Source organism: Pandoraea sp., assembly GCF_041919235.1.
GTDB lineage: Bacteria > Pseudomonadota > Gammaproteobacteria > Burkholderiales > Burkholderiaceae > Pandoraea.
This window is the reverse complement of record NZ_JAYRUC010000003.1, coordinates 61,312-87,744: the sequence shown is the minus strand read 5'-3', so window position 1 is coordinate 87,744 and position 26,433 is coordinate 61,312. Positions and strand designations below refer to the sequence as shown.

General features: G+C 62.6%; 25 protein-coding genes and 1 other RNA gene. 16 read left to right on the top strand and 10 right to left on the bottom strand.

Annotation, left to right across the window (positions count from 1 at the left end):
- Nucleotides 1-165 precede the first annotated feature (165 nt).
- Nucleotides 166-1,524, bottom strand: coding sequence for a metalloprotease PmbA (gene pmbA / locus ACE3UG_RS03200; RefSeq protein WP_374619530.1), 1,359 nt, complete (start codon nt 1,522-1,524; stop codon nt 166-168).
- A gap of 114 nt (nt 1,525-1,638) precedes the next feature.
- On the opposite strand from pmbA, the gene yjgA reads away from it, so the two are divergent.
- On the top strand, nt 1,639-2,244 hold the full coding sequence (gene yjgA, locus ACE3UG_RS03195; RefSeq protein ID WP_374619527.1) for a ribosome biogenesis factor YjgA: 606 nt from the start codon (nt 1,639-1,641) through the stop codon (nt 2,242-2,244).
- Nucleotides 2,244-2,864 (top strand): molybdopterin adenylyltransferase, encoded by a 621-nt coding sequence (mog, locus tag ACE3UG_RS03190; RefSeq protein WP_374619524.1) that lies wholly within the window; start codon nt 2,244-2,246, stop codon nt 2,862-2,864. The genes yjgA and mog overlap by 1 nt, the downstream gene beginning before the upstream one ends.
- A 111-nt stretch (nt 2,865-2,975) precedes the next feature.
- Here the strand turns inward: mog and orn are convergent, their stop codons facing one another.
- Complete coding sequence (gene orn, locus ACE3UG_RS03185) at nt 2,976-3,614, bottom strand: oligoribonuclease (protein ID WP_374619521.1); 639 nt, start codon at nt 3,612-3,614, stop codon at nt 2,976-2,978.
- Between the two features lie 102 nt (nt 3,615-3,716).
- Here orn and ACE3UG_RS03180 point away from each other — a divergent pair, with 102 nt between their 5' ends.
- Together ACE3UG_RS03180 and rsgA are read left to right on the top strand one after the other, a co-directional pair.
- Complete coding sequence (locus ACE3UG_RS03180; RefSeq protein WP_374619519.1) at nt 3,717-4,964, top strand: M48 family metallopeptidase; 1,248 nt, start codon at nt 3,717-3,719, stop codon at nt 4,962-4,964.
- Nucleotides 4,961-5,902: a ribosome small subunit-dependent GTPase A gene (gene rsgA / locus ACE3UG_RS03175; RefSeq protein ID WP_374619516.1), complete on the top strand. Its 942-nt coding sequence runs from the start codon at nt 4,961-4,963 to the stop codon at nt 5,900-5,902. The genes ACE3UG_RS03180 and rsgA overlap by 4 nt, the downstream gene beginning before the upstream one ends.
- 140 nt (nt 5,903-6,042) lie before the next feature.
- Here rsgA and ACE3UG_RS03170 read toward each other — a convergent pair whose 3' ends face one another.
- From ACE3UG_RS03170 to rpsP, 6 genes are all read right to left on the bottom strand, one after another.
- Nucleotides 6,043-6,981, bottom strand: coding sequence for a CobD/CbiB family protein (locus ACE3UG_RS03170; RefSeq protein WP_374619513.1), 939 nt, complete (start codon nt 6,979-6,981; stop codon nt 6,043-6,045).
- 135 nt (nt 6,982-7,116) lie between these two features.
- Nucleotides 7,117-7,803: a CoA pyrophosphatase gene (locus ACE3UG_RS03165; RefSeq protein WP_374619510.1), complete on the bottom strand. Its 687-nt coding sequence runs from the start codon at nt 7,801-7,803 to the stop codon at nt 7,117-7,119.
- A gap of 238 nt (nt 7,804-8,041) precedes the next feature.
- Complete coding sequence (gene rplS, locus ACE3UG_RS03160; RefSeq protein ID WP_374619507.1) at nt 8,042-8,428, bottom strand: 50S ribosomal protein L19; 387 nt, start codon at nt 8,426-8,428, stop codon at nt 8,042-8,044.
- Between the two features lie 103 nt (nt 8,429-8,531).
- The gene (gene trmD, locus ACE3UG_RS03155; protein ID WP_374619504.1) at nt 8,532-9,308 is read right to left on the bottom strand and encodes a tRNA (guanosine(37)-N1)-methyltransferase TrmD; all 777 of its coding nucleotides are present in this window, start codon (nt 9,306-9,308) and stop codon (nt 8,532-8,534) included.
- Between the two features lie 60 nt (nt 9,309-9,368).
- Nucleotides 9,369-9,944, bottom strand: a complete 576-nt coding sequence (rimM, locus tag ACE3UG_RS03150; protein WP_374619502.1) for a ribosome maturation factor RimM — start codon at nt 9,942-9,944, stop codon at nt 9,369-9,371.
- A gap of 203 nt (nt 9,945-10,147) precedes the next feature.
- The gene (rpsP, locus tag ACE3UG_RS03145) at nt 10,148-10,399 is read right to left on the bottom strand and encodes a 30S ribosomal protein S16 (protein ID WP_017234865.1); all 252 of its coding nucleotides are present in this window, start codon (nt 10,397-10,399) and stop codon (nt 10,148-10,150) included.
- Between the two features lie 330 nt (nt 10,400-10,729).
- Between rpsP and ACE3UG_RS03140 the strand changes: the two genes are divergently transcribed.
- The 5 genes from ACE3UG_RS03140 to ACE3UG_RS03120 all read left to right on the top strand — a co-directional run bounded on the left by ACE3UG_RS03140 (nt 10,730) and on the right by ACE3UG_RS03120 (nt 15,723).
- Nucleotides 10,730-11,809, top strand: coding sequence for a sorbosone dehydrogenase family protein (locus tag ACE3UG_RS03140; protein ID WP_374619944.1), 1,080 nt, complete (start codon nt 10,730-10,732; stop codon nt 11,807-11,809).
- A gap of 219 nt (nt 11,810-12,028) precedes the next feature.
- Nucleotides 12,029-12,841 (top strand): DUF4377 domain-containing protein, encoded by an 813-nt coding sequence (locus tag ACE3UG_RS03135; RefSeq protein WP_374619495.1) that lies wholly within the window; start codon nt 12,029-12,031, stop codon nt 12,839-12,841.
- Nucleotides 12,842-12,850: 9 nt separating this feature from the next.
- Nucleotides 12,851-13,300 (top strand): hypothetical protein, encoded by a 450-nt coding sequence (locus ACE3UG_RS03130; RefSeq protein WP_374619492.1) that lies wholly within the window; start codon nt 12,851-12,853, stop codon nt 13,298-13,300.
- A 54-nt stretch (nt 13,301-13,354) separates the two neighbouring features.
- Nucleotides 13,355-14,278 carry a Rossmann-like and DUF2520 domain-containing protein gene (locus ACE3UG_RS03125; RefSeq protein WP_374619941.1) on the top strand — a complete coding sequence of 308 codons (924 nt, stop codon included), beginning with the start codon at nt 13,355-13,357 and terminating at the stop codon, nt 14,276-14,278.
- Nucleotides 14,279-14,514: 236 nt separating this feature from the next.
- On the top strand, nt 14,515-15,723 hold the full coding sequence (locus tag ACE3UG_RS03120; RefSeq protein WP_374619490.1) for a PA0069 family radical SAM protein: 1,209 nt from the start codon (nt 14,515-14,517) through the stop codon (nt 15,721-15,723).
- Between the two features lie 123 nt (nt 15,724-15,846).
- Here the strand turns inward: ACE3UG_RS03120 and ACE3UG_RS03115 are convergent, their stop codons facing one another.
- The gene (locus tag ACE3UG_RS03115; protein ID WP_374619488.1) at nt 15,847-16,335 is read right to left on the bottom strand and encodes an Lrp/AsnC ligand binding domain-containing protein; all 489 of its coding nucleotides are present in this window, start codon (nt 16,333-16,335) and stop codon (nt 15,847-15,849) included.
- A 104-nt stretch (nt 16,336-16,439) separates the two neighbouring features.
- Between ACE3UG_RS03115 and ACE3UG_RS03110 the strand changes: the two genes are divergently transcribed.
- The 7 genes from ACE3UG_RS03110 (at nt 16,440) to ACE3UG_RS03080 (ending at nt 25,833) form a co-directional block, all read left to right on the top strand.
- Nucleotides 16,440-17,726, top strand: coding sequence for a D-amino acid dehydrogenase (locus ACE3UG_RS03110; RefSeq protein ID WP_374619486.1), 1,287 nt, complete (start codon nt 16,440-16,442; stop codon nt 17,724-17,726).
- 106 nt (nt 17,727-17,832) lie between these two features.
- The gene (ald, locus tag ACE3UG_RS03105; protein WP_374619484.1) at nt 17,833-18,966 is read left to right on the top strand and encodes an alanine dehydrogenase; all 1,134 of its coding nucleotides are present in this window, start codon (nt 17,833-17,835) and stop codon (nt 18,964-18,966) included.
- Nucleotides 18,967-19,193: 227 nt separating this feature from the next.
- Nucleotides 19,194-19,892 carry a bifunctional 2-polyprenyl-6-hydroxyphenol methylase/3-demethylubiquinol 3-O-methyltransferase UbiG gene (gene ubiG, locus ACE3UG_RS03100; protein ID WP_374619481.1) on the top strand — a complete coding sequence of 233 codons (699 nt, stop codon included), beginning with the start codon at nt 19,194-19,196 and terminating at the stop codon, nt 19,890-19,892.
- A 1-nt stretch (nt 19,893) separates the two neighbouring features.
- Nucleotides 19,894-20,619 carry a phosphoglycolate phosphatase gene (gene gph, locus ACE3UG_RS03095; RefSeq protein ID WP_374619478.1) on the top strand — a complete coding sequence of 242 codons (726 nt, stop codon included), beginning with the start codon at nt 19,894-19,896 and terminating at the stop codon, nt 20,617-20,619.
- A gap of 116 nt (nt 20,620-20,735) precedes the next feature.
- A complete protein-coding gene (locus ACE3UG_RS03090) occupies nt 20,736-24,737 on the top strand; it encodes a DUF748 domain-containing protein (RefSeq protein ID WP_374619474.1) in 4,002 nt (1,333 codons plus the stop codon).
- A 29-nt stretch (nt 24,738-24,766) separates the two neighbouring features.
- Nucleotides 24,767-25,125, top strand: a transfer-messenger RNA (tmRNA) gene (gene ssrA, locus ACE3UG_RS03085).
- Between the two features lie 420 nt (nt 25,126-25,545).
- Complete coding sequence (locus tag ACE3UG_RS03080; protein ID WP_374619471.1) at nt 25,546-25,833, top strand: transposase; 288 nt, start codon at nt 25,546-25,548, stop codon at nt 25,831-25,833.
- A gap of 108 nt (nt 25,834-25,941) precedes the next feature.
- On the opposite strand, the gene ACE3UG_RS03075 is transcribed toward ACE3UG_RS03080, so the two are convergent.
- The gene (locus ACE3UG_RS03075; protein ID WP_374619468.1) at nt 25,942-26,361 is read right to left on the bottom strand and encodes a cell envelope integrity protein TolA; all 420 of its coding nucleotides are present in this window, start codon (nt 26,359-26,361) and stop codon (nt 25,942-25,944) included.
- Nucleotides 26,362-26,433: the final 72 nt, after the last annotated feature.

Below are 26,433 nucleotides of genomic sequence, written 5' to 3'. Positions count from 1 at the left end.
AGCGCGCCCATTACCCTAACTACCGTGTCCGTTCTTAAGCCACGGCTTAAGAAAACTCCTAAGCATAACGCAAACTGACTGTGGCTGACACGACGAATGGGTTTTTGCTCCGTGACGGCACATAAATCCAACGCGTTTATGGCGCCATCACGGTGTTTTGCAGCATCAATGACCGGCAATGGTCATTTGTTCAATCAGGATTGACCCGACTTCCTTGGTGCCACGCACCAGCGCGTCGGCCCCGATGGCGACGATCTGGCGGAACATGTCGTTCAGGTTACCCGCCAGCGTGATTTCCTCGACCGGGTACTGAATCTCGCCGTTCTCGACCCAGAAGCCCGAGGCGCCGCGCGAATAGTCGCCCGTCACATAGTTCACGCCCTGCCCCATCAGTTCGGTGACGAGCAGGCCGGTACCCAGCTTGCGCAACATCCCACGGAAGTCGTCGGTCGGTGCGGTGTGCTTGCTGAACATGCGCAGGTTATGCGAGCCCCCCGCGTTGCCGGTCGTCTGCATGCCGAGCTTTCGGGCCGAATACGTCGAGAGGAAGTAGCCTTGCACGACGCCGTCGCTCACGACATCGCGGGCGCGGGTTCTCACGCCTTCCTCGTCGTACGGGGCGCTGCCCATGGCGCGCGGCACATGCGGATCTTCATGAATGCCCACATGATCGGCAAACACTGGCTTGCCGAGCGTGTCAACCAGGAACGTGGCCTTGCGATACAGTGCGCCGCCGCTCACGCCCTGCACGAAAGCGCCCAGCAACCCGGCCGCGAGCGGCGCCTCGAACAGCACTGCGCACTTGCGCGTGGAGAGCTTGCGCGCATGCAGGCGGGCCAGCGCGCGCTCCGCTGCGTAACGGCCGACCGCCTCGGGCGAGGCCAGGTCTTCGGCGGCACGTTTGGACGAATACCAGTCGTCGCGCTGCATATGGCTGCCGGCGCCGGCGATCGGCGAGACCGACAGATAGTGGCGCGAATAGGGATATCCCGAGAGAAAACCGCCGGTCGTGCCCAGCATGAACTGCGAGTGCTGGGCGGAAACGCTCGCGCCTTCGGAATTTCGGATGAGCGGGCTGACGTCGAGCGCAGCCTTCTCCGCGCGCCGCGCCAGCTCGACCGCGTCGTCGGCAGCAATGCGCCATGGGTGGAAAAGCGACAGATCCTGCGGATGCATCTCCAGCAGTTCGGACTCGGCCAGCCCCGCGCAATCGTCTTCCGCAGTGAAGCGCGCGATGTTGTACGCGGCCTCGACCGTGTCGTGCAGCGCTTTGCGCGAGAAGTCCGACGTGCTGGCATTACCGCGACGCTGGCCGATGAAGACCGTTACGCCCACCAGCTTGTCTCGGTTGCGCTCGATGGTTTCGACCTTGCCGCGCCGCACCGAAACGGACAGACCGTCGCCCTCGGAGATTTCGGCCGCCGCGTCGGTTGCGCCGAGCGAACGGGCGTATTGCAGTACGTCGCTGACGATTTCCTTGAGTTGATCCTGGGTATGCGTGAAATGCTGGGTCGCTTGGGACATCGGCGCGATTCGGTCAGTGGCTGAATAGGAACCGCCATCTTAGCGCGACTTGCGCACCACCGTGCGATGGCCGGCAACTATTTGGACACCGCGCGCCGCGTTACAATAGCGCCCATGACGCACATTCAACGCTTTAACAATATCGCCCATAGCGAGCTTTCCGACGAAGGCCCGAGCAAATCCCAGCGCAAGCGCGAGTCGCACGCCTTGCAGGACCTGGGTGAAGAACTGGTCAACCTGGCCAAGGACGCGCTCGCGCGCGTGCCGATGCCCGACAACCTCGAGCAGGCCGTGCGGGACTGCCGCAAGATCACCGCGCACGAAGGCCGTCGGCGTCAAATGCAGTACGTGGGCAAGCAAATGCGCACGCTGCACGAGTCCGAAGTCGAGGCGATTCGCCGCGCGCTGGACGTCATCAACGGCGTTTCGAAGGCAGAAACCGCCAAGCTGCATGCGCTTGAGCGCTGGCGCGAACGCCTGCTGACCAAGGACGAGGCGCTCACCGAGTTGCTCGCCCAGCACCCGAACGCCGACGCTCAGCAACTGCGCACCCTGATTCGTAACGCCCGCCGCGAGCAGGCCGCTCAAAGGCCGCCCAAGGCCTTTCGCGAGCTGTTCCAAGCGCTCAAGGACTTGCTCGGCACCGGTGCGTCGCGCGCCGAATCTTCGGACGACGCCGATCACGAACTACCGGAATTCCCAACCCGCGAGGAAGACTGATGGTCACGCGTGCACATCCGGACGAACTTCGCGTAGGCCTCGTCTCGATCAGCGATCGGGCGAGCCAGGGCACGTATGACGATCAAGGTATCCCCGCACTAAAGGCTTGGCTGGGCAGTGCGCTCACTTCTGCGTGGGTCGCCGAAACACGCCTGATTCCCGACGATGCCGATGGCATTACGGCCACGCTGATCGAACTGGTCGACACGATGCAGTGCGATCTGGTGCTGACGACCGGTGGCACCGGCCCCGCGAGGCGCGACGTCACGCCGGAGGCCACGCTGCGAGCGGGTACGAAAGAGATGCCGGGCTTTGGGGAGCAGATGCGTCAGATCAGCCTGCGCTTTGTGCCGACGGCGATTCTGTCGCGTCAGGTGGCCGTGATCCGCGAGACGGCCGCGCGAGCCGCCCTCATTATCAACCTGCCCGGTCAGCCCAAGTCGATCAAGGAAACGCTGGAGGGGCTGCGCGACGCCGACGGAAAATCGGTCGTGCAGGGCATTTTTGCCGCCGTGCCATACTGCATCGACCTGATCGGCGGACCTTACGTCGAAACGAACGAAGCCGTTTGCAAGGCATTTCGCCCCAAGAATGCAATTCGCGCCGCGAATCCTGTCTGAACGCTCAGCGAATTCTTCCTGAACGCTCGGGCAATCCCGGCCGAACGGGCTGGAACATCCCCCGAACGCCAGCGATTTCGCCAGCGCTCGACGGCGTGTGCAGCAGGGGCGTCAGACGGGCGTTGATGTCGACGGGTCGGGTGCGCCAGGCACGGCCGTCTTCAGGAAATGCTCGCGGTAGTACACCAGTTCGTCGATGGACTCGTGGATGTCGGCCAGCGCCGTATGCGCGGCACGCTTGGAAAAGCCCTTGTACACCGTGGGCTCCCAGCGGCGGCACAACTCCTTGAGCGTGCTGACGTCCAGATTCCGGTAGTGGAAGAACGCTTCGAGCCTGGGCATATATCGCGCCATGAAACGACGATCCTGACAGATCGAGTTACCGCACATCGGCGACTTGCTGGGCGGCACGTACTGGGACAGGAACTCGATCAATTGCGCTTCAGCCGTCGCTTCGTCGACCGTCGACGCCTTCACGCGATCGATCAGCCCGGAGCGGCCATGCGTCGATTTGTTCCAGTCGTCCATCCCGTCGAGTACGGCATCCGACTGATGAATCGCGAACACCGGCCCCTCGATACGACGCGTCAGTGCAGAGTCCGTGACGACGACCGCCACCTCGATGATCCGGTCGCTGTCCGGCTGCAAGCCGGTCATTTCCATATCGAGCCAGACCAAATTGAACTCGGCCCGCGCGAGCGGCTTCTCGGCATCGACGGACGTGGGATTTTGGGATGGGATGACAGACATGGTCGGAAGACTCTGGAAAACACGTCGGTAGGCGACCGGGACGGCGCCTGGCCGGTCGAAAGAACTTATAATTCTCGCATACTTCGGAATCTCCTAAAGCGCATGTTCACTTATCTCTTCGTGGTCTTTCTGCTGGCGATGGTCATGACCAAGCTCTGGCTGGCCGCCCGGCAGGTCCGCCACGTGCTCGCCCATCGCGCAGCCGTTCCCGAGCGATTCGCCGACACGATCACGTTGACCGACCACCAGCGCGCGGCCGATTACACGGTCGCCCGCACGCGTCTGGGCATGGCCGAGATCTTCGCTCAGGCGGTGCTGCTTGTCGCTTTCACGCTGCTTGGCGGCTTGAATCTGTTGCACGTCGGCATTTCTGCGTGGCTCGGCGAAGGCTATTTGGGCCAGATCGCACTGATCGCAGCAGTCTTGCTGATTTCCGCCATCGTCGACCTGCCCTTCACTTATGTGCGGCAATTCGTCATCGAACAGCGATTCGGCTTCAACCGAATGTCGCTTGGGCTGTTCATCGCCGATCTGCTCAAAGGCACCGCGATCGGCGTCGTGCTAGGGCTGCCGCTCTTGTTCGTCGTGCTGTGGCTGATGGAGCGCGCGGGGCCGCTGTGGTGGCTGTACACGTGGCTTGTCTGGGTCGCGTTCAATCTGTTCGTGCAATTCATCTTCCCGCATGTCATTGCGCCGATGTTCAACAAGTTCGAGCCGCTCTCGGACCCGTCGCTGGCGCATCGCATCGAGGCGCTGATGCAGCGCTGCGGCTTTGCGACGCGTGGGCTTTTCGTGATGGACGGCTCGAGACGCTCGGCGCATGGCAATGCGTACTTCAGTGGCTTCGGCCGCACCAAGCGCATTGTGTTTTTCGACACGCTGATCGCGCGGCTCTCCCCCGCCGAAATCGAAGCGGTGCTGGCCCACGAGCTGGGGCACTTCAAGCGCCGCCACATCACCAAGCGATTGGTTGTCGCTTTCGCGTTGTCGCTGGCATTCCTTGCCCTGCTCGGATGGCTGGCCGGTCGCACGTGGTTCTACGCGGAACTTGGCGTGATGCCGTCGATGACCGGCAGCAACAACGCATTGGCGTTGGTGCTGTTCTTCCTGGTGCTGCCGGTGTTCGGCTTTTTCGCCAGTCCGCTGAACAGCCTGACCTCGCGCAAACACGAATTCGAGGCCGATGCGTTCGCGGCCGGCCAGACGCAAGCGAGCGATCTGGTCAATGCACTCGTGAAGCTCTACCAGGACAACGCGTCGACGCTCACGCCCGACCCGATCTACACGGCGTTCTACTATTCGCATCCGCCTGCGTCTGAACGTATCGACCGCCTGATGGGGCACGCATGAAGCACAGCAGCAAGGGGAAGGCGGCGCCGGTCGAGACGACCGCGCTGGAACGACGCCATGGCCGTGTGGCGGCGGCGCACGGCCGTCACTACGTGGTGGAAGCGGACGATGGCGAAACGGTGCTGTGTTTTCCCCGTGGCAAGAAGAGCGAAATCGCGGTCGGGGATGAAGTGGCCTGGGCGCGTACCGGCGACCAGGGGGTGATCGAGGAAATCCTGCCGCGGCGCAATTTGCTCTACCGGTCGGACCAGTTCAAGAGCAAGCTCTTCGCCGCAAACATCGATCAATTGGTCATCATGTTGGCGACCGAGCCGTACTTCAGCGAAGATCTGCTCGGCCGGGCGCTCGTCGCGTCCGAGGCCAATGGGCTGCGCCCGCTGATCGTGCTCAACAAGACCGATGTGGTCGATGCCCTGCCCGTCGCGCGCGAGCGTCTGGCCCCCTATCGCGCGCTGGGCTATGAAGTGCTGGAGCTTTCCGTGCGCGCGGACGCGCAAGCCGCGAAGGCATTGTTGCTACCGCGCCTGGCGCATCAGGCGTCGCTGCTGCTTGGGCAGTCGGGCATGGGCAAGTCCAGCCTCGTGAACCTGCTTGTACCCGATGCCGATGCCGCAACGCGCGAGATCTCCACGGTGTTGAACTCCGGCAAGCACACGACGACCTTCACGCGAATCTTCCACCTGCCCGAAGGCGGACTCCTCATCGATTCACCGGGCTTTCAGGAGTTTGGTCTGCATCACCTCAAGGAGGGGGCGCTGGAGCGCGCCTTCCCCGAGTTTCGCCCGCGACTCACCGGGTGCCGCTTCTATAATTGCCATCACCTGAAAGAACCCGGCTGCGCGATTCTCGAAGCCGTCGCCGATGGGCAGATCTCGCAGCAACGCCACACGCTCTATGCACAACTCGTCCACGAGTCGGAGCAACAGATCCCCTACTGACGCCTCGGCCAAAGCGCATCGATAAAAAAACCCCGCATTGGTCTTCTCTGCGGGGTTTTTTCTACGTGCTGCTGCGTTCCTGCCCAGACGTCCTGTCGCCCTAGCCGCCCTAGCCTCCCTGGACGCCCCGGACGTCGACGTCAGCCCAACCAAACTGCCAGGGTCAGCAACAGCAGCAGCAGCATCCACAGCAGCACGGCGCGCCACACCAAACCGACGGCGGCCTGCAGCGTACGCGGCGTGCATTCGCTGCCCACGGGCAGAACCGCATCGTCGCCTTGATTGAGCGCGTCGACGCTGGAGACTTCCGCCAGCGGCCCGGTGAGGCGAGCACCGAGTGCGCCACTGCCTGCGGCCAGCAGAATGCCCTCGTTCTCGTTCGGCCACTGCTTTGCGTAATGACGCCATGCGTAGATGGCGTCTTCGAAGTTGCCGACGATGGCAAACCCGATGGCCGTCAACCGGGCCGGCACCCAGTCGATCACGTAGAACGCCTTGCGCGCGAACGCGCCGAACGCCGGGCTGCGATCCGGGGCAGCCTCGGTCCAGCGACGCGACAGATATTCCGCGAGACGGTAAAGGACGGCACCCGCCGGACCGACCGGCATCAGGAACCAGAAGAACACACCGAACACATGGCGATGCGATGCGATGACGGCGTGAAGCAGCGTGTGGCGCACGATCTCGTCGACCGGCATGTCAACCGTGTCGATGCCGATCCACTGATGCAGGATCTCTCGCGCTTCGTTCACGTTATCGTTGTTCAACGCAACGTGGATATCGGTGAAATAGTGACTGAACTGCCGGAAGCCCATCGTCAGATAGACAATGAGCACATTCCATGCGAAGCCCAGGAAAATATTGACCCGCATGAGCAGGTAGTAGATCACGCCAACCGCCAGCACGAACGGCAGCACAACGACTAGCCACGCAAGCAAGCCATGACGAGGCTGTCCGGCGTCGAACGTTTGCGACGTATGGGTCGCGTGGGAGCGAATCAGGTTGTAGATCGGGTTCTGCGTGGAGAGGGCACGCATCTGCTCAAGGATCAGCGCGAGGAGTACCGAAAAGAATGTCATGCGTGCGATCAAATCACCAGACGGAATGGTGTAACGATAGCACAGCTTCTCGCGAATGCCCGTCCCAAGCGCCTTCTCGACGCACTCGATTCACGCGCCAGGCACACAACGCGCAGAAACGATTCGTCTCTCGCGTCAGGCCCGCAGGAGTTGATAGAAATTGCGCAGCATACCGGCCGTGGCACCCCAGATGAAGTATTCGCCGCCAGCGGGCTTCGGATAGGGCATGGCGTAAAACCGGCGCTCCCCCACCTGATAGTTGAACACACGGATCTGATGATGCGCGGGGTTCATCAGGAAATCCAACGGCACCTCGAAAATCTCGTCGACCTCCCCGGCGTCGGCCACGAGATCGAACGGTGGCGTGACCAGCCCCACAACAGGTGCGACGCGAAAGCCAGTGCCCGTGACGTAATCAGGCAGGCTGCCGATCACTTCCACCGCGCCCGAATCGAGGCCGATTTCTTCTCGCGACTCCCGTAAAGCCGTGGCGATCGGCGTAGGGTCTTCGGGCTCGCGACTGCCGCCGGGGAAGCTCACTTGCCCTGCATGCGTGCTCAAGTGCTGTGTGCGCCGGGTGAGCAGCACGGTGGTGCCATGCGGGCGCATGACCAACGGCACCAGCACGGCCGCAGCACGCGGCGTAAAAAACGGCGAAGCAAGGCGTTCGATCGCGCCCGCGTCGGGCGTCCAGATCGGCGGACTGGCGAGACGATCTCGTAACGCTTCCGGTGTTAGCCGCTCTGCGGGCACCGCAGGCTCATCCCGACCCGTCGAGAAGATGGGTAACGCTTCAGGATGCAGGATGAGAGGTGGCGTCACGTAGACCTTGGTTCGATGGACAACTTCGCTATTTTAGCGAGGAAGCCGAAAATGCGTACATGCGAAGAAAATGCCAATCCCACGGCAATTCGGGGTATTTCACGGGGGGGGGGGCCGCGCCGCCACACTCGCGACCATGCGACGCAACATCATGAAAAAAGCACCCCGAGGGGTGCTTTTTCCTTGCAGCTTTTGGCTTCACCCAACAGCGGGGTCACCCAGCGTGCCAACGTCCGACTTACTCGGCAGCGACGGTCTTGCTCTTGAACGTGAGCTTTTCCTTGATACGTGCCGACTTGCCCGAACGCTCGCGCAGGTAATACAGCTTGGCGCGGCGAACGTCACCACGACGCTTGACTTCGATGCTGGCGATCAGCGGCGAGTACGTCTGGAACGTACGCTCAACGCCTTCACCCGACGAAATCTTGCGAACGATGAACGCCGAGTTCAGGCCGCGGTTACGCTTGGCGATCACGACGCCTTCGTAAGCCTGCACACGCTTGCGCGTACCTTCCACAACGTTCACATTAACGATCACGGTATCGCCCGGGGCGAATTCGGGGATCGTCTTGTTCGCGGTCAGACGCGCGATTTCTTCTTGCTCGATCTTGGCGATCAGATTCATTGACTACTCCTTGTGCCATCGTATCGGCGTTCTATACCGGCATGCCGGCCCCGACAGAGGATGGGTTCAAACCGAATGTCGTCCCCATGACGACACCCGTTGCCTACCTGGCCGACATAATGGCATCGGCCTGCAGGCTTGCCAGCCACGCCTCGTCGGCACGGCTGAGCAATCCGTTGACGCGTGCGCTCTCGATCAGATCGGGGCGCTTGCGCCAGGTATTGGCCAACGCCTCGCGGCGCCGCCATTTTTCAATCTCTGCGTGGTGCCCGCCCAACAGCACATCGGGCACTCGCACGCCTTCGTATTCTTCCGGTCGCGTGTAGTGCGGACAATCGAGCAGCCCATTGACGAAGCTGTCCTGCTCGGCCGATTGCGCGTCGTTGAGCGCACCCGGCAGCAGCCGGATCAGCGAGTCCATCAATGCCATGGCGGGCAACTCGCCGCCCGACAACACGAAATCGCCAACACTGACCTCTTCGTCCACCACACGATCGATCAATCGTTGATCGATGGCTTCGTAGCGGCCACAGAGCAGAATCAGCCCCTGCTCCTCTTCACGCAACGCTACGACCCGGCGATGCGTGAGCGGCTTGCCTTGCGGCGACATCAGCAGCACCCGGCTACGCGGCACGCCGACTTCGGCCTGCGCCGCCTTCGCCGCAACGATCGCGTCGTCCAGCGGCTTGGCGAGCATTACCATGCCCGGCCCCCCGCCGTATGGCCGATCGTCGATCGTGCGATAGTTGTTATGCGTGAAATCACGCGGATTCCAAAATCGCAGACCGTAGCGCGACTGCTTGAGCGCCCGGCTGGTGACGCCCCAGTCGGTCAGTGCCCGAAACATTTCGGGAAAGAGCGTGACGACGTCAAACTGCATCTGACCGGTTCCGTCCAGGAGTGCCCGGACACATCGATGGCCGGGCGTTCAATCGGTATTTCAATAGTCGAGACCCCAGTCCGCCACGATACGGCCCGCCTCGACATCGACGGTCTGCACGTATTGACCCACAAACGGGACCAGACGCTCGGCAGTCTTCGCCGGCGCATCGGCAACGGCCGGAACCTCGTAAGCAACACGCAACACCGTATGCACGCCGTTGTCGAGCAATCCGACAACTTTGCCAAGCAGTTCACCCTGCAAATTCGTCACCTGGGCGCCCATCAGGTCGACCCAGTAGAACTCGTCTTCGCCGGCGCTCGGGAATGCACTGCGCGGCACCCAAACCTGAAGCCCCTTGAGCGCCTCCGCAGCCGTCCGGTTCTCGCTACCACGCAATTGCGCGACGACGGTCCCCGAATGCCCGCGGCTGTGCAGCACGTCGGCCTGGGTATAGGCCGACTCGCCGGGACGACGGAAAAACCAGCGATTCGCGGACAAGAGCCCTTCGCCCTCACCCGTGTGCGGCTGCACCTTGATCCAGCCGCGAATGCCGTAAGCTTCGCCGATATAACCCAGTTCGACGAGATCGTCGGGCACTTCGGTCACCGGCGCGAGTACTTGCTCAGCGCGCATGCCGCTGGCGCGCCGCGCCTCAGCACCGATTTTCAGTGGTACCCGCTCACGTGCGGGTCGAGCGGAACGAACCATGCCAATCCAACGTTGTGACGAACACACGGCGATGCCCGCTCCAGATCGCTCAAGAGCAGGCACCGCCGTTCAATTCTCATGCCATCGGCAACCGACAGCAATGCGTACAGCTCGACAAGTCGAAGCGTTTAGGCAGCAGCCTTGGCGCCTTGCTTGATCAGACGAGCCACGGTCGGCGACAGTTGTGCGCCAACGCCTTGCCAGTAAGTCAGACGGTCTTGAGCAATACGCAGACCTTCCGTGCCTTCGGCAGCGACCGGGTTGTAGAAGCCAATACGCTCGATGAAGCGACCATCGCGACGGTTACGCGAGTCGGTTGCAACGATGTTGTAGAACGGGCGCTTCTTCGCGCCGCCGCGAGCCAGGCGGATAACGACCATAATGAATAAATCCTTGTGAATCCAGAAGTGTTCGGACAGAAAACGCGTGATTATAGCGCAAAACCCTCGTCAAAACAAACACTTCCCCAGATGCCGGACGTACCCGGCCAAGCCGCACCGCCATTGGACCGGGGGTTGGGCTACGTCAGCCCTTGCGAGCCCTGGTCTACAATGCACGCATCCCTTGAGCGAAGCGAGTCCGGCATGCGACGATTTCCCGATGGATGGCAACATCTCTTGCGGCCGCAGCGCCTGGCACGCAGCGCCCAACGAGATGTCCGCCTTGTTCAGCATTCGCGTCAGGCCAGCCGGATTCTTGGCGCCGCGCTGATGCTTGGGCCATTGCTCGCGACCGCGAGCGATGCCCTTCCCATCGAACGTCTCGCACTACCGCCGGGCTTCCACGTCGAAGTTCTCTCCGATCGCGTGCCAGGTGCTCGCGGCATGGTCCTTGGCCCGAAAGGCACGCTATTCGTCGGCAGCCGGGCGCAAGGCGTGGTTTATGCCGTCACGCTGGACCCGTCGCGCGCATATGCCGCCGGCGTCCGCACGGTGGCCTCCGGACTGAACATGCCCATGGGCGTGGCCATGCGCGGGGGCGCACTCTATATCTCCGCCGTCTCACGCATCGTCAGATTCGACGATATTGAAAACCGCCTCGATCGTCCCGGCAAACCGGTTGTCGTCTATGACAAGCTCCCGAGCGAGCCCCAACACGGCGGGCGGTACATTGCGTTCGGCCCCGACCAACGCCTGTATGTCGGTGTGGGCGCGCCCTGCAATGTCTGCAAGCGCGACGAAAACCGTTACGCAATGATCGGCAGCATGAAGCCGGACGGCACCGACTGGCGGGTGGTCGCGCGTGGCGTGCGCAACGCCGTCGGCTTCGATTGGCAACCCGGAACCCATACGCTTTGGTTTACCGATAACGGGCGCGATCGACTTGGCGACGACGTTCCGGATGACGAACTCAACCGGCTCACGCGCGTCGGCGAGCACTTCGGATTCCCCTACTGCCATGCCGGGAACATTGCGGATCCGGAGTTCGGACGAAAGTCGCGCTGCGCCGACTTTTCACCGCCCATGGCGAAACTCGGCGCCCATGTGGCCGCGCTCGGTATGCGCTTTTATATAGGCAAGCAGTTTCCCAGGGACTACCGCAACAGCATCTTTATCGCGGAACACGGCTCTTGGGACCGAAGTCGCAAGGTTGGCTACCGGGTGGTCCGAGCCATACTCGACACCAAGGGCAACGTTACGAAGCAGGAGATATTCGCGCAAGGCTGGTTGGGTGAGGACGATACGGCTTGGGGCCGTCCCGTCGATCTCCTCACGTTGCCGGACGGCTCGCTATTGATCAGCGACGACCACGCCGGTGCCATTTATCGCATCACCTACCGGAAACCGTGAGGCCACGGCATGACTACCGCCCGCCCCCCGCAGCCGTCTCGGCCCCTGCAACCGCACCGGTTCGGCCATCCGAACGCAAGCATCGCGCAAGGAACTGCTCCGCCCGCCCTCGGGTCAACGTTTCACTGCCCTCGAGGCGCCGCACAAAGACACGCTCCCACACCCGCCGCGACATTTTCACCGTCGCCGCCCGCTTCGCAACTACGCCCGGACAAGATCATGACCCAACGCCGACGCTCGTTCCTGCCCTCCTCGTTCGCCGCTTATATGACCACTCTCCTGATACCTGCGGCCATGCTGGCCGGCTGCGCGGCCCCGTCGGGCGGCGGCGCCAATCAATCGTCGGCTTCGTCCGGCGCCCCTGTCGCTGCGACGAAGCCCGCCGATATTCTCGGCACCTGGCAGTTGGTGAAGTGGGAGGGTGACAGCGACGTTCCGAGCCTGCCGGAAGGCCGTGCGATCAACCTGACCTTCAACGACAAGGGCGCGTTCTCGGGCACGGGCGGATGTAACCGAATCTTCGGTCAATACAAGGTCGGCCCCGCCAAGGGGCAGGTCAGCCTTCAGCCGCCGGCGACAACGCGCATGGCGTGCCCCGACTCGATGGCGTTCGAAGACCGCTACCTGAAGATACTGCCTCGCGTCACGCGTTTCGAACGCCGCGATACACAGTTGATGCTGAGCGCCCCCGGCGGGCAGATACTGACCTACGCCTCCCAAACGTTGCTCGACCATCCCTTCGCCGGCACGCGCAGCACCGCAGGGACTGAAGACCGTATCGTCGATGTCGATTCGCAACTGGCGGATTGCACGGGCGTGGCACCGCGCAAGTGCCTGCGCGTGCGCAACGCGGACGATTCCGGCAAAGCGCCGTGGGAACTCTGGTACACCCGCATCGATGGTTTCGAGTGGAAGCCCGGCGTAGAATACCGCGTGAAAATCCACGGCGAACCCATCGCCAATCCGCCCGCCGACGCTTCGAGCATGCGCTGGACGCTTGTCGAAGTCATTCGCGAAACGCCTGCCCGATAACCACGCCAAATGAACGCAGTCGCCTACAAATCCAAAACCCTGACCGCCGGCCTGGCGATGCTGTTTGGCACACTGGGCCTGCACCGCTTCTATCTGTACGGTTTGCGCGACCGCTTCGGATGGGCGCATATCGTCGGATCGGCATGCGGCTTGGCGGGCTGGGGCCTGCTTGTCACGAGCGACCTGCGCTCGCCCGCCGGGTGGGCGCTGACGATTCTGGGCGCCATCTCTCTGTTCTCGGCATTCCTGACGGCGATCGTCTACGGACTTCGCCCCGACGAACGGTGGAATGCCCAGTTCAACACCCACACCCAGCGCAAATCCCGCTCGGGATGGACGGCCGTCATTATCGTCAGCGTGTCGCTTTTCGTCGGCGCGATGTTGCTCATGATCGGCTTCGCCGTCGCGTTCCAGACCTACTTCGAAACGCATGAAACGCCGAACCGTCTGTCGCAGTAACCCGCAGTGACGACAGCCCCCTTCGCCCAACGTCCCTCGGTTCCCCGGATTCCCGTGATTCCCGTGATTCCCCGGCCGACACTCGGCTTCATCGGAGCCGGCCGTGTCGCGCGCGCCCTCGCGGCCGCGGCCGCGCAGGCGGGATATGCCGTGACCGCCATCGCAAGCCGGCGCCTTGACGCGGCGCAGCGCGTCGCGTCTGCACTGCCCGGATGCGCGGCACTGCCAATTGACCGCCCTGAAGACATGAATGCCGTCTTCTCGCACGCGGATTTGGTCTTTCTGAGCGTTCCCGACGACGCCATCGCCACGTGTGCCGCGCACCTCGCACCGCGCACCGGTCAGGCACTGGTCCATTGCAGCGGCGCGTCGGAAGTCGGCTTGCTCGCGCCTGCAACACAGCACGGTGCGCAGATCGGCGGCTTCCACCCGCTCTTTCTCTTCGCAGGACTCGACGACGACGCCACGCGCATGTCGGGCAGCGCGATCACCATCGAAGCCGACGCGCCATTGTCCGACACGCTTCACGGCCTCGCGCGGGCCATCGGCTGCCATGCGCTGTCGATCCCGGCAGGCGCGCGCATGCGCTATCACGCGGGCGCCAACTACGCCGCCAGCTTTCTCCTCTGCTTGCTCGACGAAGCCACCTGGCTCTGGCAAGCCATCGGCATGCCCGAAGACGACGCTCGCGACGCCATGTGGCCACTCGTCATGGGCACGCTCAACGCCGCCCGCGAACGCGGACTCGCCGGCGCGCTTGCCGGCCCGGTGTCGCGTGGCGACGCCAGCATCGTCACGCGACACACGGAAGCGCTTGCCTCGTTGGGCGATCATCACGCGACGCTTTACTCGCTCCTGACGCTCCGCGCGGTTCGACTCGCCCGGCAACGTCCCCATGCAGACAACGCCGCACTCGACGCTATCGCGCACGCCATCGCACCGTATTTGCCGCCCGCCCCGCCCGAAGGCAACCCATAAGTCCATCCAGCGTCGCCAACCATTCCAGACCATCGACGCTGCGCGCCAAGGCCAACCCGCCATGCCTGGCATGCTCGCCATGCCCGACATGCCCGACATACCTGACACACCTGCCAGTCCAATTTCCGTCATGGCCACCCTCCCTGTCGATACTGTATAAAAACACAGTATAATGACAAGCATCCCTCGCGGACGCCAAGCATTTGCGCCCCGGACTGCCATCAAGGAGACGAGCTATGGCTTCCTCATTCGTGCCGCCCCCTTCGCGCAAGGGCCGAGGCGCCACCGCCAACGTCGAATCCCGCTTCTCCGAATTCCGGCGCGAAAGCGACGAAACCCGCTACGAATCGGACGCGGCCCAGGAATGCGAGGTCAAGTTCGTGACGCAAGTCGCGCTGGAGAACGCGCGCACGATCATCTCGCGCAATCAGTCGGCAGACATTCCGTTCGACCGATCGATCAATCCTTACCGAGGGTGCGAGCATGGGTGCACGTATTGTTTTGCCCGCCCCACGCACGCCTACCTGGGGCTCTCGCCGGGGCTCGACTTCGAAACCCGTCTGTACGCGAAACACAACGCCGCCGAACGCCTCGACGCCGAGCTGCGCAAACGCGGCTATCGGCCCGCCCTGCTGGCGCTCGGTGCAAACACCGACCCCTATCAACCCATCGAGCGCGAATACCGCATCACCCGCAGCGTGCTGGAAGTGCTCGAGCGCTTCGGCCATCCGGTCGGCATCACCACGAAATCTGCGCTGGTCACCCGCGACATCGACATCCTGTCGCGGATGGCGAAGCGCGGCCTGGCCCGTGTCTTCATCTCGGTGGGAACGCTCGACGCGGACATTGCCCGCAAAATGGAGCCGCGTGCCAATACCCCCGCGCGTCGCATCGAAGCGATACGCAAGCTGACGGACGCGGGCGTACCCACGGGCGTGATCGTCGCGCCAATCGTACCGGCGCTCACCGATTTCGATATCGAACGGGTCTTGAAGACAGCGTCCGAAGCCGGCGCAACGTACGCGGGCTATGTCATGCTGCGGCTACCGCGCGAAGTGCACGACGTGTTCGTCACCTGGCTGGAAACCCATTACCCGCTTCGGGCACGCCACGTCATGAGCCTGATCGAACAGGTGCGCGACGGCAAACATAACAGCGCTGAATTCGGTACCCGCATGCGGGGCACCGGTTTGCACGCGGAATTGATCCGTCAGCGCTTTCATCTCGCAGCCCGCAAGTTGGGACTCAATCAGGCGAGACCGCCTTTGCGCATCGACCAGTTCAACGTCCCCGAACCCGAAACGCCCACCACTGAGAGTGAGCGCAATCCCGAATCGCAACGTCGACCGCGTCAGCAATCTGCGACATCCGCCACATCCGCCACATCCGCGCAGGATCATGGTGGCCTCGCAGGCCACGCCAACCCGCAGATGCCGCTCTTTTAGGCGCTCATCGATCGCTCAACCCCAATCCGCGCGCCCGGCGCCCGCGACGAAGCCATCGATGACGACGCGCCACCGGGGCGCTCCCCAGCAACCCGCGCCTCGCTTGCGCCATCCTTGCCCCGGCTACTCTTCGACGTTGATCGTGAGCGTCTCCTTGATCTCTTCCATCACGACGTAACTCTTGGATTGCACCGCGCCCGGCAACTGCAGAAGGATGTCACCGAGCAACTTCCGGTATTCCGACATCTCCCGAATGCGCGCCTTGATCAGGTAATCGAAGTCGCCCGAGATCAGATGACACTCCATGACTTCCGGGATTCGCAGCACTTCACGACGAAACTGATCGAACATGTTGCCGGACTTGTGATCGAGCGTGATCTCGACGAACACCAGCAATGCGGCCCCAAGCGCCGCCGGATTCACCCGCGCGAAGTAGCCCATGATCACGCCATCGCGCTCCATGCGCTTCACCCGCTCGATACAAGGCGTGATCGAAAGCCCAACCTGCTCGGAGAGGTCTTTCATCGACATCCGCCCGTCCTGCTGGAGCAACGCAAGAATGCGTCGGTCGAGCCGATCCAGCGTTCGGATCGATTGCTGTTGGACTCTCATGATTTATTCCTGAATCTTCGCTATAAACATTAACTAAACCTACGAATCCGAGAATAGCATGCCAATTATTACTGGATAACTTTGGTTTTACAGGAGTCAACGCAATGAAGGTCATCGTTCTCGGTAGCGGCGTCATTGGTGTCACCAGCGCCTATTACCTGGCGAAGGCCGGGCACGACGTCACGGTGCTCGATCGTCAGGCGGGTCCGGCGCTTGAGACCAGCTTCGGCAACGCCGGCCAGATTTCGCCGGGCTACGCATCGCCGTGGGCCGCACCGGGCATTCCGACGAAGGCCATCAAGTGGTTGTTCCAGAAGCACGCCCCGCTCGCCATTCGCCCGGACGGCACGCTTGCACAGCTCAAATGGCTCTATCAGATGCTGCGCAATTGCACGCCGGAGCGTTACGCGGTCAACAAGGAACGCATGGTGCGCATCGCTGAGTACAGCCGCGATTGCTTCCGCGCGCTGCGTGCCGAGACCGGCATTCCCTACGAAGGCCGTCAGGCAGGCACGCTGCAGTTGTTCCGTACCGACGAGCAACTGGCGAACGCCGCGCGCGACATCGCCGTGCTCGAAGACGCCGGCGTGCCGTTCGAGTTGCTCGACAGCACCGCACTCGCCAGTGCGGAACCTGCGCTGGCGGCGGTCTCGCACAAGCTCACCGGCGGCTTGCGCCTGCCGAACGACGAGACGGGTGACTGCCAGTTGTTCACGACGCATCTGGCGGCAATGGCCGAGGCCCTTGGCGTGAAATTCCGCTACGACACGCCGATCGACGGGCTGCACGTCGCGGGCGACAAGATCGACGGCGTCGTCTGCGCAGGCGCGATGCAGCGTGCAGATGCCTACGTGGTCGCGCTCGGCTCGTACAGCACGCCATTCCTGCGCGACATCGTCGACATTCCCGTCTATCCGCTGAAGGGGTATTCGATCACGGTACCGATCGCCGACGCATCGCGTGCACCGGTATCGACCGTGCTTGACGAGACCTACAAGATCGCGGTTACCCGTTTCGACGATCGTATCCGCGTCGGCGGCATGGCCGAAGTTGTCGGCTACGACAAAGCGCTCAATCCGGCGCGCCGCGCCACGCTGGAAATGGTCGTGAACGATCTATACCCGGGCGCGGGCAACACTGCCGAGGCCTCGTTCTGGACTGGCCTGCGTCCGATGACGCCGGACGGCACGCCGATCGTCGGCGCCACCGCCCTGCGCAATCTGTTCCTGAACACGGGACACGGCACGCTCGGCTGGACGATGTCCTGCGGCTCGGGCCAGTTGCTGGCCGATCTGATGTCAGGTCGTCGGCCGGCGATTCTGGCCGACGACCTGTCGGTGGCGCGATACAGCGGCGCGCCCGACGCGCAGGCCCAACCCGCCTTCGCTTGATCGCCCGGACGGCACCTTCGGGTGCCGTTTTGCTTTGGGCCGCCGGAACATTTGTGTGAGAAGTCGCCGCTATTTTGCTGTCCCAACACAACAAAGGAGACGCATCATGAAAATCGGTGTTCCGAAGGAGATCAAGAACCACGAGTACCGGGTAGGCATGACGCCCGCAGCCGTACGCGAAGTGGTCGCGCGCGGGCACGAGGTGTGGATCGAAACACAAGCCGGCGCGGGCATCGGCATGGACGACACGGTCTACACCGCCGCCGGTGCGCGCATTGCCACCCGTGCGGCCGATGTGTTCGACCTCGCCGAACTGATCGTCAAAGTCAAAGAGCCGCAGGCCGTTGAACGCGCTCGATTGCATCCCCATCACACGCTCTTCACGTACCTCCATCTCGCCCCCGACCCCGACCAGACCCATGACCTGCTCAAGAGCGGGGCCACATGTATCGCGTATGAGACGGTGACCGCCGCGAATGGCGGGCTACCGCTGCTCGCGCCCATGTCCGAAGTGGCCGGACGCATGTCGATTCAGGCCGGGGCAACGGCGCTCGAAAAGACCCATGGCGGTCTGGGTCTTCTGCTCTCCGGTGTGCCTGGCGTCGAAGCGGGCAAAGTCGTGATTCTGGGGGGCGGTGTCGTTGGCACCAACGCGGCGACGGTGGCCGTGGGCATTGGCGCGCAGGTGACGGTCATCGACAGGTCGGTCGAGGCGCTGCGCCGCATCAGCGCGCAGTTCGGTGGGCGCGTACAGACGGTCTACTCAACGCAACACGCCATCGAAACGCATTTGCGCGAGGCCGACCTCGTGATCGGTGGCGTGCTGATTCCGGGCGCGGCCGCGCCGAAACTCATCACCCGCGCGATGCTGGGCCTCATGCGCAAGGGAGCGGTCATTGTCGACGTCGCGATCGATCAGGGCGGTTGCTGCGAGACGTCGCACGCGACGACGCATGCCGATCCGGTCTATGTCGTGGACGGCGTCGTGCACTACTGCGTGGCCAATATGCCGGGCGGCGTACCGCGCACCTCGACGTTCGCCCTCAACAATGTGACGTTGCCATTCATTCTGCAACTGGCGGACCACGGACCGGTCGCGGCCATGCGCGCCGATCCTCACCTGCTGGCGGGACTCAACGTGGCAAACGGCAAGGTGACCAACCGCGGTGTCGCCGATGCGCTGGGTATGGTCTATCACGATCCACATGCCGTGCTGGCCGACTTGACGGCTGCAACGTAGTCGCCGTGGCGCACGGGCGGGCGCCGGGAGACATCACGTCCGGCCCTGCGGCCATGCGCGACGCGTTGACCGCAGGGCCGCGCCACGCCTGGCGCTTTGGACATGGGCGCACTCCCTTCGTTATACTTGCTCCATCGCGACGGCGCCCGCCGGTCACGCCCGGTACACAGGCACGCGCTTGCGCGCGGCATACTGCCTGCCCCCGAGCCGTCAATGTCCATGAGCAAGTGATGAACGCCGACCCGCAAGAACTCAATAAATTCAGTGAATTGGCTCACCGTTGGTGGGATCCGCACAGCGAATTCAAGCCGCTGCACGAGATCAACCCGCTGCGCCTCGACTGGATCGAACAACATGTACCGCTTCAAGGCAAGCGTGTACTCGATATTGGCTGCGGCGGCGGAATTCTCTCCGAATCCATGGCGCGTCAGGGCGCACGCGTCAAGGGAATCGATCTGTCGAAGAAAGCGCTCGGCGTGGCCGATCTGCATAGCCTCGAAGCGGGCCTTTCCATCGACTACGAAGAGATCTCCGCCGAGGCGCTCGCCGCGCGCGATGCCAGCACGTATGACGTGGTGACCTGCATGGAAATGCTCGAACACGTGCCGTCGCCGGCGTCTGTCGTGGCGGCCTGCGCAACGCTCGTCAAGCCCGGCGGTCATGTGTTCTTCTCAACGCTCAACCGCAATCCGAAGGCCTGGCTGCTGGCCGTGGTCGGCGCCGAGTACGTGCTGCGCATGCTGCCGCGCGGCACTCACGATTACGCCAAGTTCATCCGTCCGTCGGAACTCGCTTCGTTCGCCCGGGCAAGCGGCCTGACTGTGCGGGATCTGCGCGGCATGACCTATAACCCGCTGAGCAAACGTTACGCGATCAACCCCGACACCGACGTCAACTACATGATCGCGTGCACACGTGACGCCTGATATGTTCGAGCCCCCCGCCCGCGCCTCATCATCACATTTCGGCAACGCGCCGTATCTGCTGCACGGCAGCGTTCGTGCCGTGCTGTTCGATCTGGACGGTACGCTGGCCGACACGGCGCCGGATCTCGTCGCGGCCGTCAACAAGGTACGAACCGACCGCGGCCTGCCGCCTGGCCCCTATGAGACGCTGCGACTGCAAGCATCGCACGGCGCGCGCGGGCTGATCGGCAGCGCATTCGGCGTTACACCCGACGACGCAGCGTTTGCGGCGCTGCGCGATGCATTTCTCGCCAATTACGAAAGTGCGTTGTGCGTGCAGAGCCGCCTGTTCGATGGAATTCCCGCGCTGCTTGCGGCCTTGACCGAGCGCGGCATGCCGTGGGGCATCGTCACGAACAAGGCGGCCCGTCTGACCGACCCGCTCGTCGAACGGCTCGGGCTTGCCGAGGGTGCCGCCTGCGTGGTGTCGGGCGATACGACACCGCACAGCAAACCGCACCCTGCGCCTTTGCTGTACGCCGCCGAGCGTATCGGCATCATGCCTGGACAGATCGTGTATGTCGGCGACGACCTGCGTGACATTCAGGCGGGCAAGGCGGCGGGGATGGCGACCGTAGCCGCCGCCTATGGGTATTGCGGCGATTCGCTGTCCCCTGCCCAATGGCAGGCGGACGCGGTTGTCGAACGCGCGGGCGCGATCGCCCCGCTGGTGATGTCACCGGCCTGAGCGGCCGGGCGTTGCCGCCGTGGACCGAGCCGCCGAAGCGGCGGCCGGTTCCGGCTCTGTCCCGCCGCGCAACTGGGCCGCGGCGAGTGCTTCACTGGCGACTTACGGGAGACCGCATGGCCGAGCAAGCGAACGATCGCAAACCGTCGTCAACATCTTCAGCATCTTCTGCCGGCGGCCGCCGTCTGCAACAAGGCCTCGCCCGCGCCCAAGCGCTCGGGCGCGATCCCAATGTGCGTCGTCGTGCCCGCAAGACGGGTCTCTGGACCGTGGGCGTCATTGCCGTGTTCGGTGTGGTGGGCTATTTCACCGTCCCGGCAATCCTCAAGCATTACGCCGTAGACAAGCTATCGGCGTATCTGGAACGGCCGGTGAGCGTGGGCGACGTCAGCTTCAATCCCTACACGCTGCGTCTCCAGCTGCATCAGGTGCACATCGGCGACAAGACGCCGGGGCAGCCGTTCGTCGATGTGGGCATGCTGCGCGTGAACGCTTCGTGGGGCTCGCTATTCCGCTTTGCGCCCGTCGTCGATGAACTTTACGTTGACACACCGGTGGTCAACATCGTGCGCACCGCCCCGCAACGCTTCAACTTCTCGGACATCGTCGATCGCGCGACGTCAGGGCCGCCGTCGCCCGAGCCGTCGAAGCCCGCGCGATTCGCGCTGAACAACGTTCAGATCAAGAACGGTACGGTTCGCTTCGACGACGAGGTTCAAAAAGAAAAGCACGTCATCGACCATCTGCAGGTCGGTGTGCCATTCATTGCGAATTTGCCGGCAGACACCGATATCTTCGTGCAACCGTTGTTACAGGCGTCCATTGACGGCTCGCCGCTGCGTATTTCGGGACAGACCAAACCATTCGCCAACTCGCTGGAATCGACGGTCGACATCAAGCTCGACCGATTCGACCTGCCCAAGTATCTTGGCTACTCACCGGTCACGGTCCCCGCGCAAATCAAAAGTGGCGCCATCAGTACCGATCTGAAGCTGCGCTTCACACGCGACAAGGCCGGCAATCACGTACTTCTCACCGGCACGGCGGGGCTCTCGGACGCAGTGGTCAGCGAGCCGGACGGCTCACCCCTTGTCGCGGTCAAGCAGGTCGACGTGAAGCTGGGCAAGGTCGAGCCGCTCGACAACGTCTATCACATCGACAGCGTGCGGATCGACGGCCTCGATCAGCACGTCACGCTGGAGAAGGACGGCTCGATCAATGTGGTGAAGGCGCTGCTGCCGCAGCGCCCCGTCATCAAGGCGGTGGGCAAGGCGGTCGACGAGGCGGCGGCGTCGCCGAAGGCGAGCGAAGCGGCCAAGGCGGCCCCCAAGGTCCCGGCCGAGCAGACGGCGCAGCCCGCGTCGCCCGCATCGGCTGCCGCCGCGGCACAGACCAAAGCGGTGGCCGCAGCCCAGCCTGAACCGCTCGATCTGCTCATTGGCGACGTCGCGCTCGTGAACAGCAAGCTGCGCTTTACCGACGAGCGCGGGGCGAAGCCGGCGAGTGTGTCGCTGGAGAACGTCCAGATTGGCGTGAAGCAGTTCTCAACACTTGGCAAGGCCCCGGCGACCTATGACGCATCGCTCGGCCTTCAGAGCGGCGGTTCGCTCAAGTCGAACGGTCAGTTCAGTCTGAACGCCTACAACGCGAGTGGAGAACTCGATGCGCGATCGATCGCCCTCGCGCCGTTTCTGCCCTTCGCGCAAGGTGCGCTCGCGGGTGACCTGAAGAGCGGCACGCTCGGAGCGCAAGCCAAGTTCAATGTGGCGTTCGCTCCGGACAAGCAGCCGAACATCCAGATCGCACCGGCCACGGCGACGCTCGAAAAGGTCGAGTGGCTTACCGGTCATAAGGGCGACGCGCCGCTCAAGCTGGCCAAGGCCGAAGCGAAACTCTCGCGCTTCGATCTGGGCGCACGGCAAGCCGTGCTCGACGAGGTCACCGTCAGCGGCCTGGATGTGTCGGCGCGGCGCGACAAGGACGGCAAGATCAATCTACTCGCCCTGAGCGGCGACGGCCAGCCAAAGGTTGCCACCAGCAAGGGCAAAGGCATCAATGCGCGTGTCGGCACGGAGCGTGGCCGCCGGACATCCACCAAGGTATCTGCATCGTCGAGCACACAGGCGAACGCGGGCCCGTGGCAATGGAAGATCGGCAAGGTGGCGCTGGAGAACGCCAGCATCGGATTTGAAGACTTTGCCGTCAAAGGCCGCCCGATCAATGCGAAGTTCGCGCCGCTCAACGTCAAGGTACAGGGCGTATCGCAGGACATGAGCAAGCCGTTGCAGTTGGACGTGACCGGCACGCTCAACAAGAAGGGCTCACTCAATGCCACGGGTCACGTGACGCCGCAGCCGCTCGCGGGCGACCTGCAGATCAAGACGCAACAGCTCGATCTGGCGGCATTCGATTCGTACATGAGCGACCACCTGAACGCGAGCATCGCAAGCGCCCTGCTCTCCAGCAACGGCCGCGCGACCTTTGCGATGAAGGGCGACACCCCACAAGCGACGTATCGCGGCGATGCGACACTGGGCAACGTCCGTCTGCTCGACAAGGTGACAACGGACGACTTCATGCGCTGGAATGCGCTATCGGTGCAGCAGATCAATCTTGCGGTGGGCAGCGGCAAGCCGAACGTGCAGTTGGGCAGCATTGCGCTGTCGCGCTTCTATGCACGTTTGATCATCAACGCCAACGGGCGCTTGAATCTGGCGGATGTGGTCGGCAACAAGGAAGCGGCACCACGCTCTCTGACGCGCGCCAACGAAGGGGTGCCGCTAGGCGGGTCGACGGCAAAGCCACCGCTCGATGCGGCCGCTTCGGCCGTCGAAGCCGGGCAGCCGACGGAACCGGAGAAGAAGGAGCAGAAACCGGGAGAGACGACGGCGCAGCGCGGGCCGGGTTACGGCGCCGGCAAGGCGCTGCCTGCGGACGTTCACATTGGGCGTATTACGCTGCAAGGCGGGAACATCAACTTCACGGACAACTTCGTCAAACCGAACTACACGGCCAACCTGACCGATATTGGCGGGCGGATCGGCGCATTCGGCACGGCGACGACGGAGCCGGCCGAGGTGGCGCTGCAGGGCAAGGTCAACCGCAATTCACCGATCGGCATTAATGGCAAGATCAATCCGCTTGCGCCGATGGCGTTCGTGGATCTGAGTGCCAAGGCCGACGGGATCGAGCTGACCAATCTCACGCCGTACTCGACGAAGTACGCGGGGTATCCCATCGAAAAGGGCAAGCTCACGGTCGATGTGCATTATCTGCTCGATCAGGCGAAGCTGACGGCGAACAATCACATCTTCATCGACCAGTTGACGTTCGGCGACCACGTGGACAGCCCGACGGCCACGAATCTTCCGGTGCGTCTGGCGGTCTCGCTGCTGAAGAATTCACGTGGCGAGATCGATGTGGACATTCCGATTTCGGGCTCGCTCGACGATCCGCAGTTCAGTCTCGGTGGCGTGATATTCCGGGCATTCGTGAACTTGATCGTCAAAGCGGTGACGGCGCCGTTCAGTTTGCTGGCGTCGGCGTTTGGTGGCGGCGACCAGGAACTCGGCTACGTCGAATTCGCGCCGGGCAGCGCACGTCTGACACCTGAGGACGAGAAGCGGCTCGAAACGTTGGTGAAGGCGCTGACGGACCGCACGGCGCTGAAGCTGGACATCGAGGGGCGCGTCGATCCGGCGAAGGATACCGACGGTCTGCGCAAGGTGGCGGTGGAGCGCGCGATCAAGGCGCAGAAGGTCAAGGCGATGGTGGGTAAAGGCGAGAGCATCGACGTGGACAGCGTGAAGGTGACTCCGGAAGAGCGCAGCAAGTACCTGACGGCGGCTTACAAAGCGGCGGATTTTGCGAAGCCGCGCAACATGATCGGGTTTGCGAAATCGCTGCCGGACGACGAGATGGAGAAGCTGATGGAGACGAACGTCAAGGTCGGCGACGACGATCTACGGGCGCTGGCGGAGCGGCGGGCACAGCGCGTGCGGTCGTGGCTGGACGGCAAGATTGCGTCGGACCGGCTGTTCGTGGTGGCGCCGAAGCTCAATGCGGATGGCATCAAGGACAAGGGGGCGACGACACGGGTGGACTTCGCACTGAAGTGAATCATTTGTGGCATAATTGCAATACCACTGGGGCCGACATGGTTTCGACGTGGGTAGCGAAGCGAATCAGGGCATACCGAGGACCCGTCACCTCGTAAATCAATGGGACACTAAGTAACCGCTAACAACGACCGTTACGCACTGGCTGCCTAAGGGCGCCTGCCTCGCACTAGCTCGCTGATGGGTTAGGGTAGCAATACCACGCGAGGTCATTTACGTCAGCTAATCTCCGGTGGTGCCACGGCGCCGGGGCCGAAAATCAAGTGGATCGCTGTTGCGTAGCGTGTTCGTCCGCGACAAAACGGTTAAATCAAATGACTGAACTAAGTATGTAGAACTGATCGTAGAGTACTTGCGGACGCGGGTTCGATCCCCGCCGGCTCCACCACTATTGAAGCCCCAACTGTTCTCAGTTGGGGCTTTTTCTCGTTTGATCGCGCTGGTTCCCGCGTGTTTGCAGGGATTCGTGCGGAAAGCTGCGGACTTCGCTGGTTGGCCGGGTGGACGGTTCATGGCCGCTTTCCACTCTCTCCTGACCCTTCTTCTCTCCGGCATCGCTCTCTGCGAAACGCCTGAAGTCCGCAAAGGCCGTCGCCTGCCTCATTATTAATCAACAGGTTACGCGCGGACGAATCGATCGGTTGTTTTTAGGAATCAGCAGGCGGTGGAAACCGCCCCGATTCAGCGAGTGGAGAATGCTTGAAGGTCGAGGGCCAGAACGCCTACGAATACAAAATGACCTGCCCGGGAAATTTCGTACCAAAGGAATCTGGAGATAATGGCTCCTCAGCTCAGACGAGGAGTTGGTATGAAGAAGAGCCGGTACAGTGACGAACAGATCGTACGAATTCTGCGCGAAGCGGATCGAGATACGATCCCCGAGGTGGCCAAGCGCAATGGCGTGAGCGAAGCGTCGATTTACGCCTGGCGCAAACGGTTCGGCGAGATGGTCAGCGATGACGTTAAACGCCTCAAAGCGCTCGAAGCGGAGAATGTCAGGCTGAAGAAGTTGGTCGCCGACCAAGCATTGGATATTCAGATCTTGAAGGAGATCGGCGCAAAAGTCAGTGCGTGGATTCAAACCGCAGATCGATAGTACCGATTGGATTCTATCCAAGACCCAGCATACGCTCGACTCGAACGGCGGATTCACGACGCGGATCGAGTTGGAGATCAAAGCGACGGAGATACCTGATGAAACCGATTAGTTCGTTCGGTCAGGAACCTTCACGCGAAAAGCGATATTCGTGTGTGCCATCCAGGGCGGTGGCGCGGGCCACGGTGAAGAGTCATCGAACGCTCGCAGAACCGCCTGGTCGAGCTCCGGGATCCCGCTTGAGTATGTGACTTCCGCCCACATGACCGTCCCGCCTTTACCGATTCTCAAACGGACTCCTACTTCTAAGGGACGCGCGCTGGGCATGCGACCCGTATAGGTGAACTTGCGGTAGATTAGGCGAGTAATTGTGTCGACGTAATCCCGTTGTGTCTTTGTTCGAAGTCGAGCCGCGAACGCCTCTTTCGCAAATGCGCCCCGCTCGAATTTTGGCTCCACCACCTCGGTCGTTGCACAACCCACAAGCGCGATGCAGATTGCAGCGCAACAAAGAGACGTCACACGCATTAATGCGTTCCCCGTTTAAACGAATTGTTGGTATTGATGAAGCACAACAGCGGGCAGTGCGAGCGCCCGACT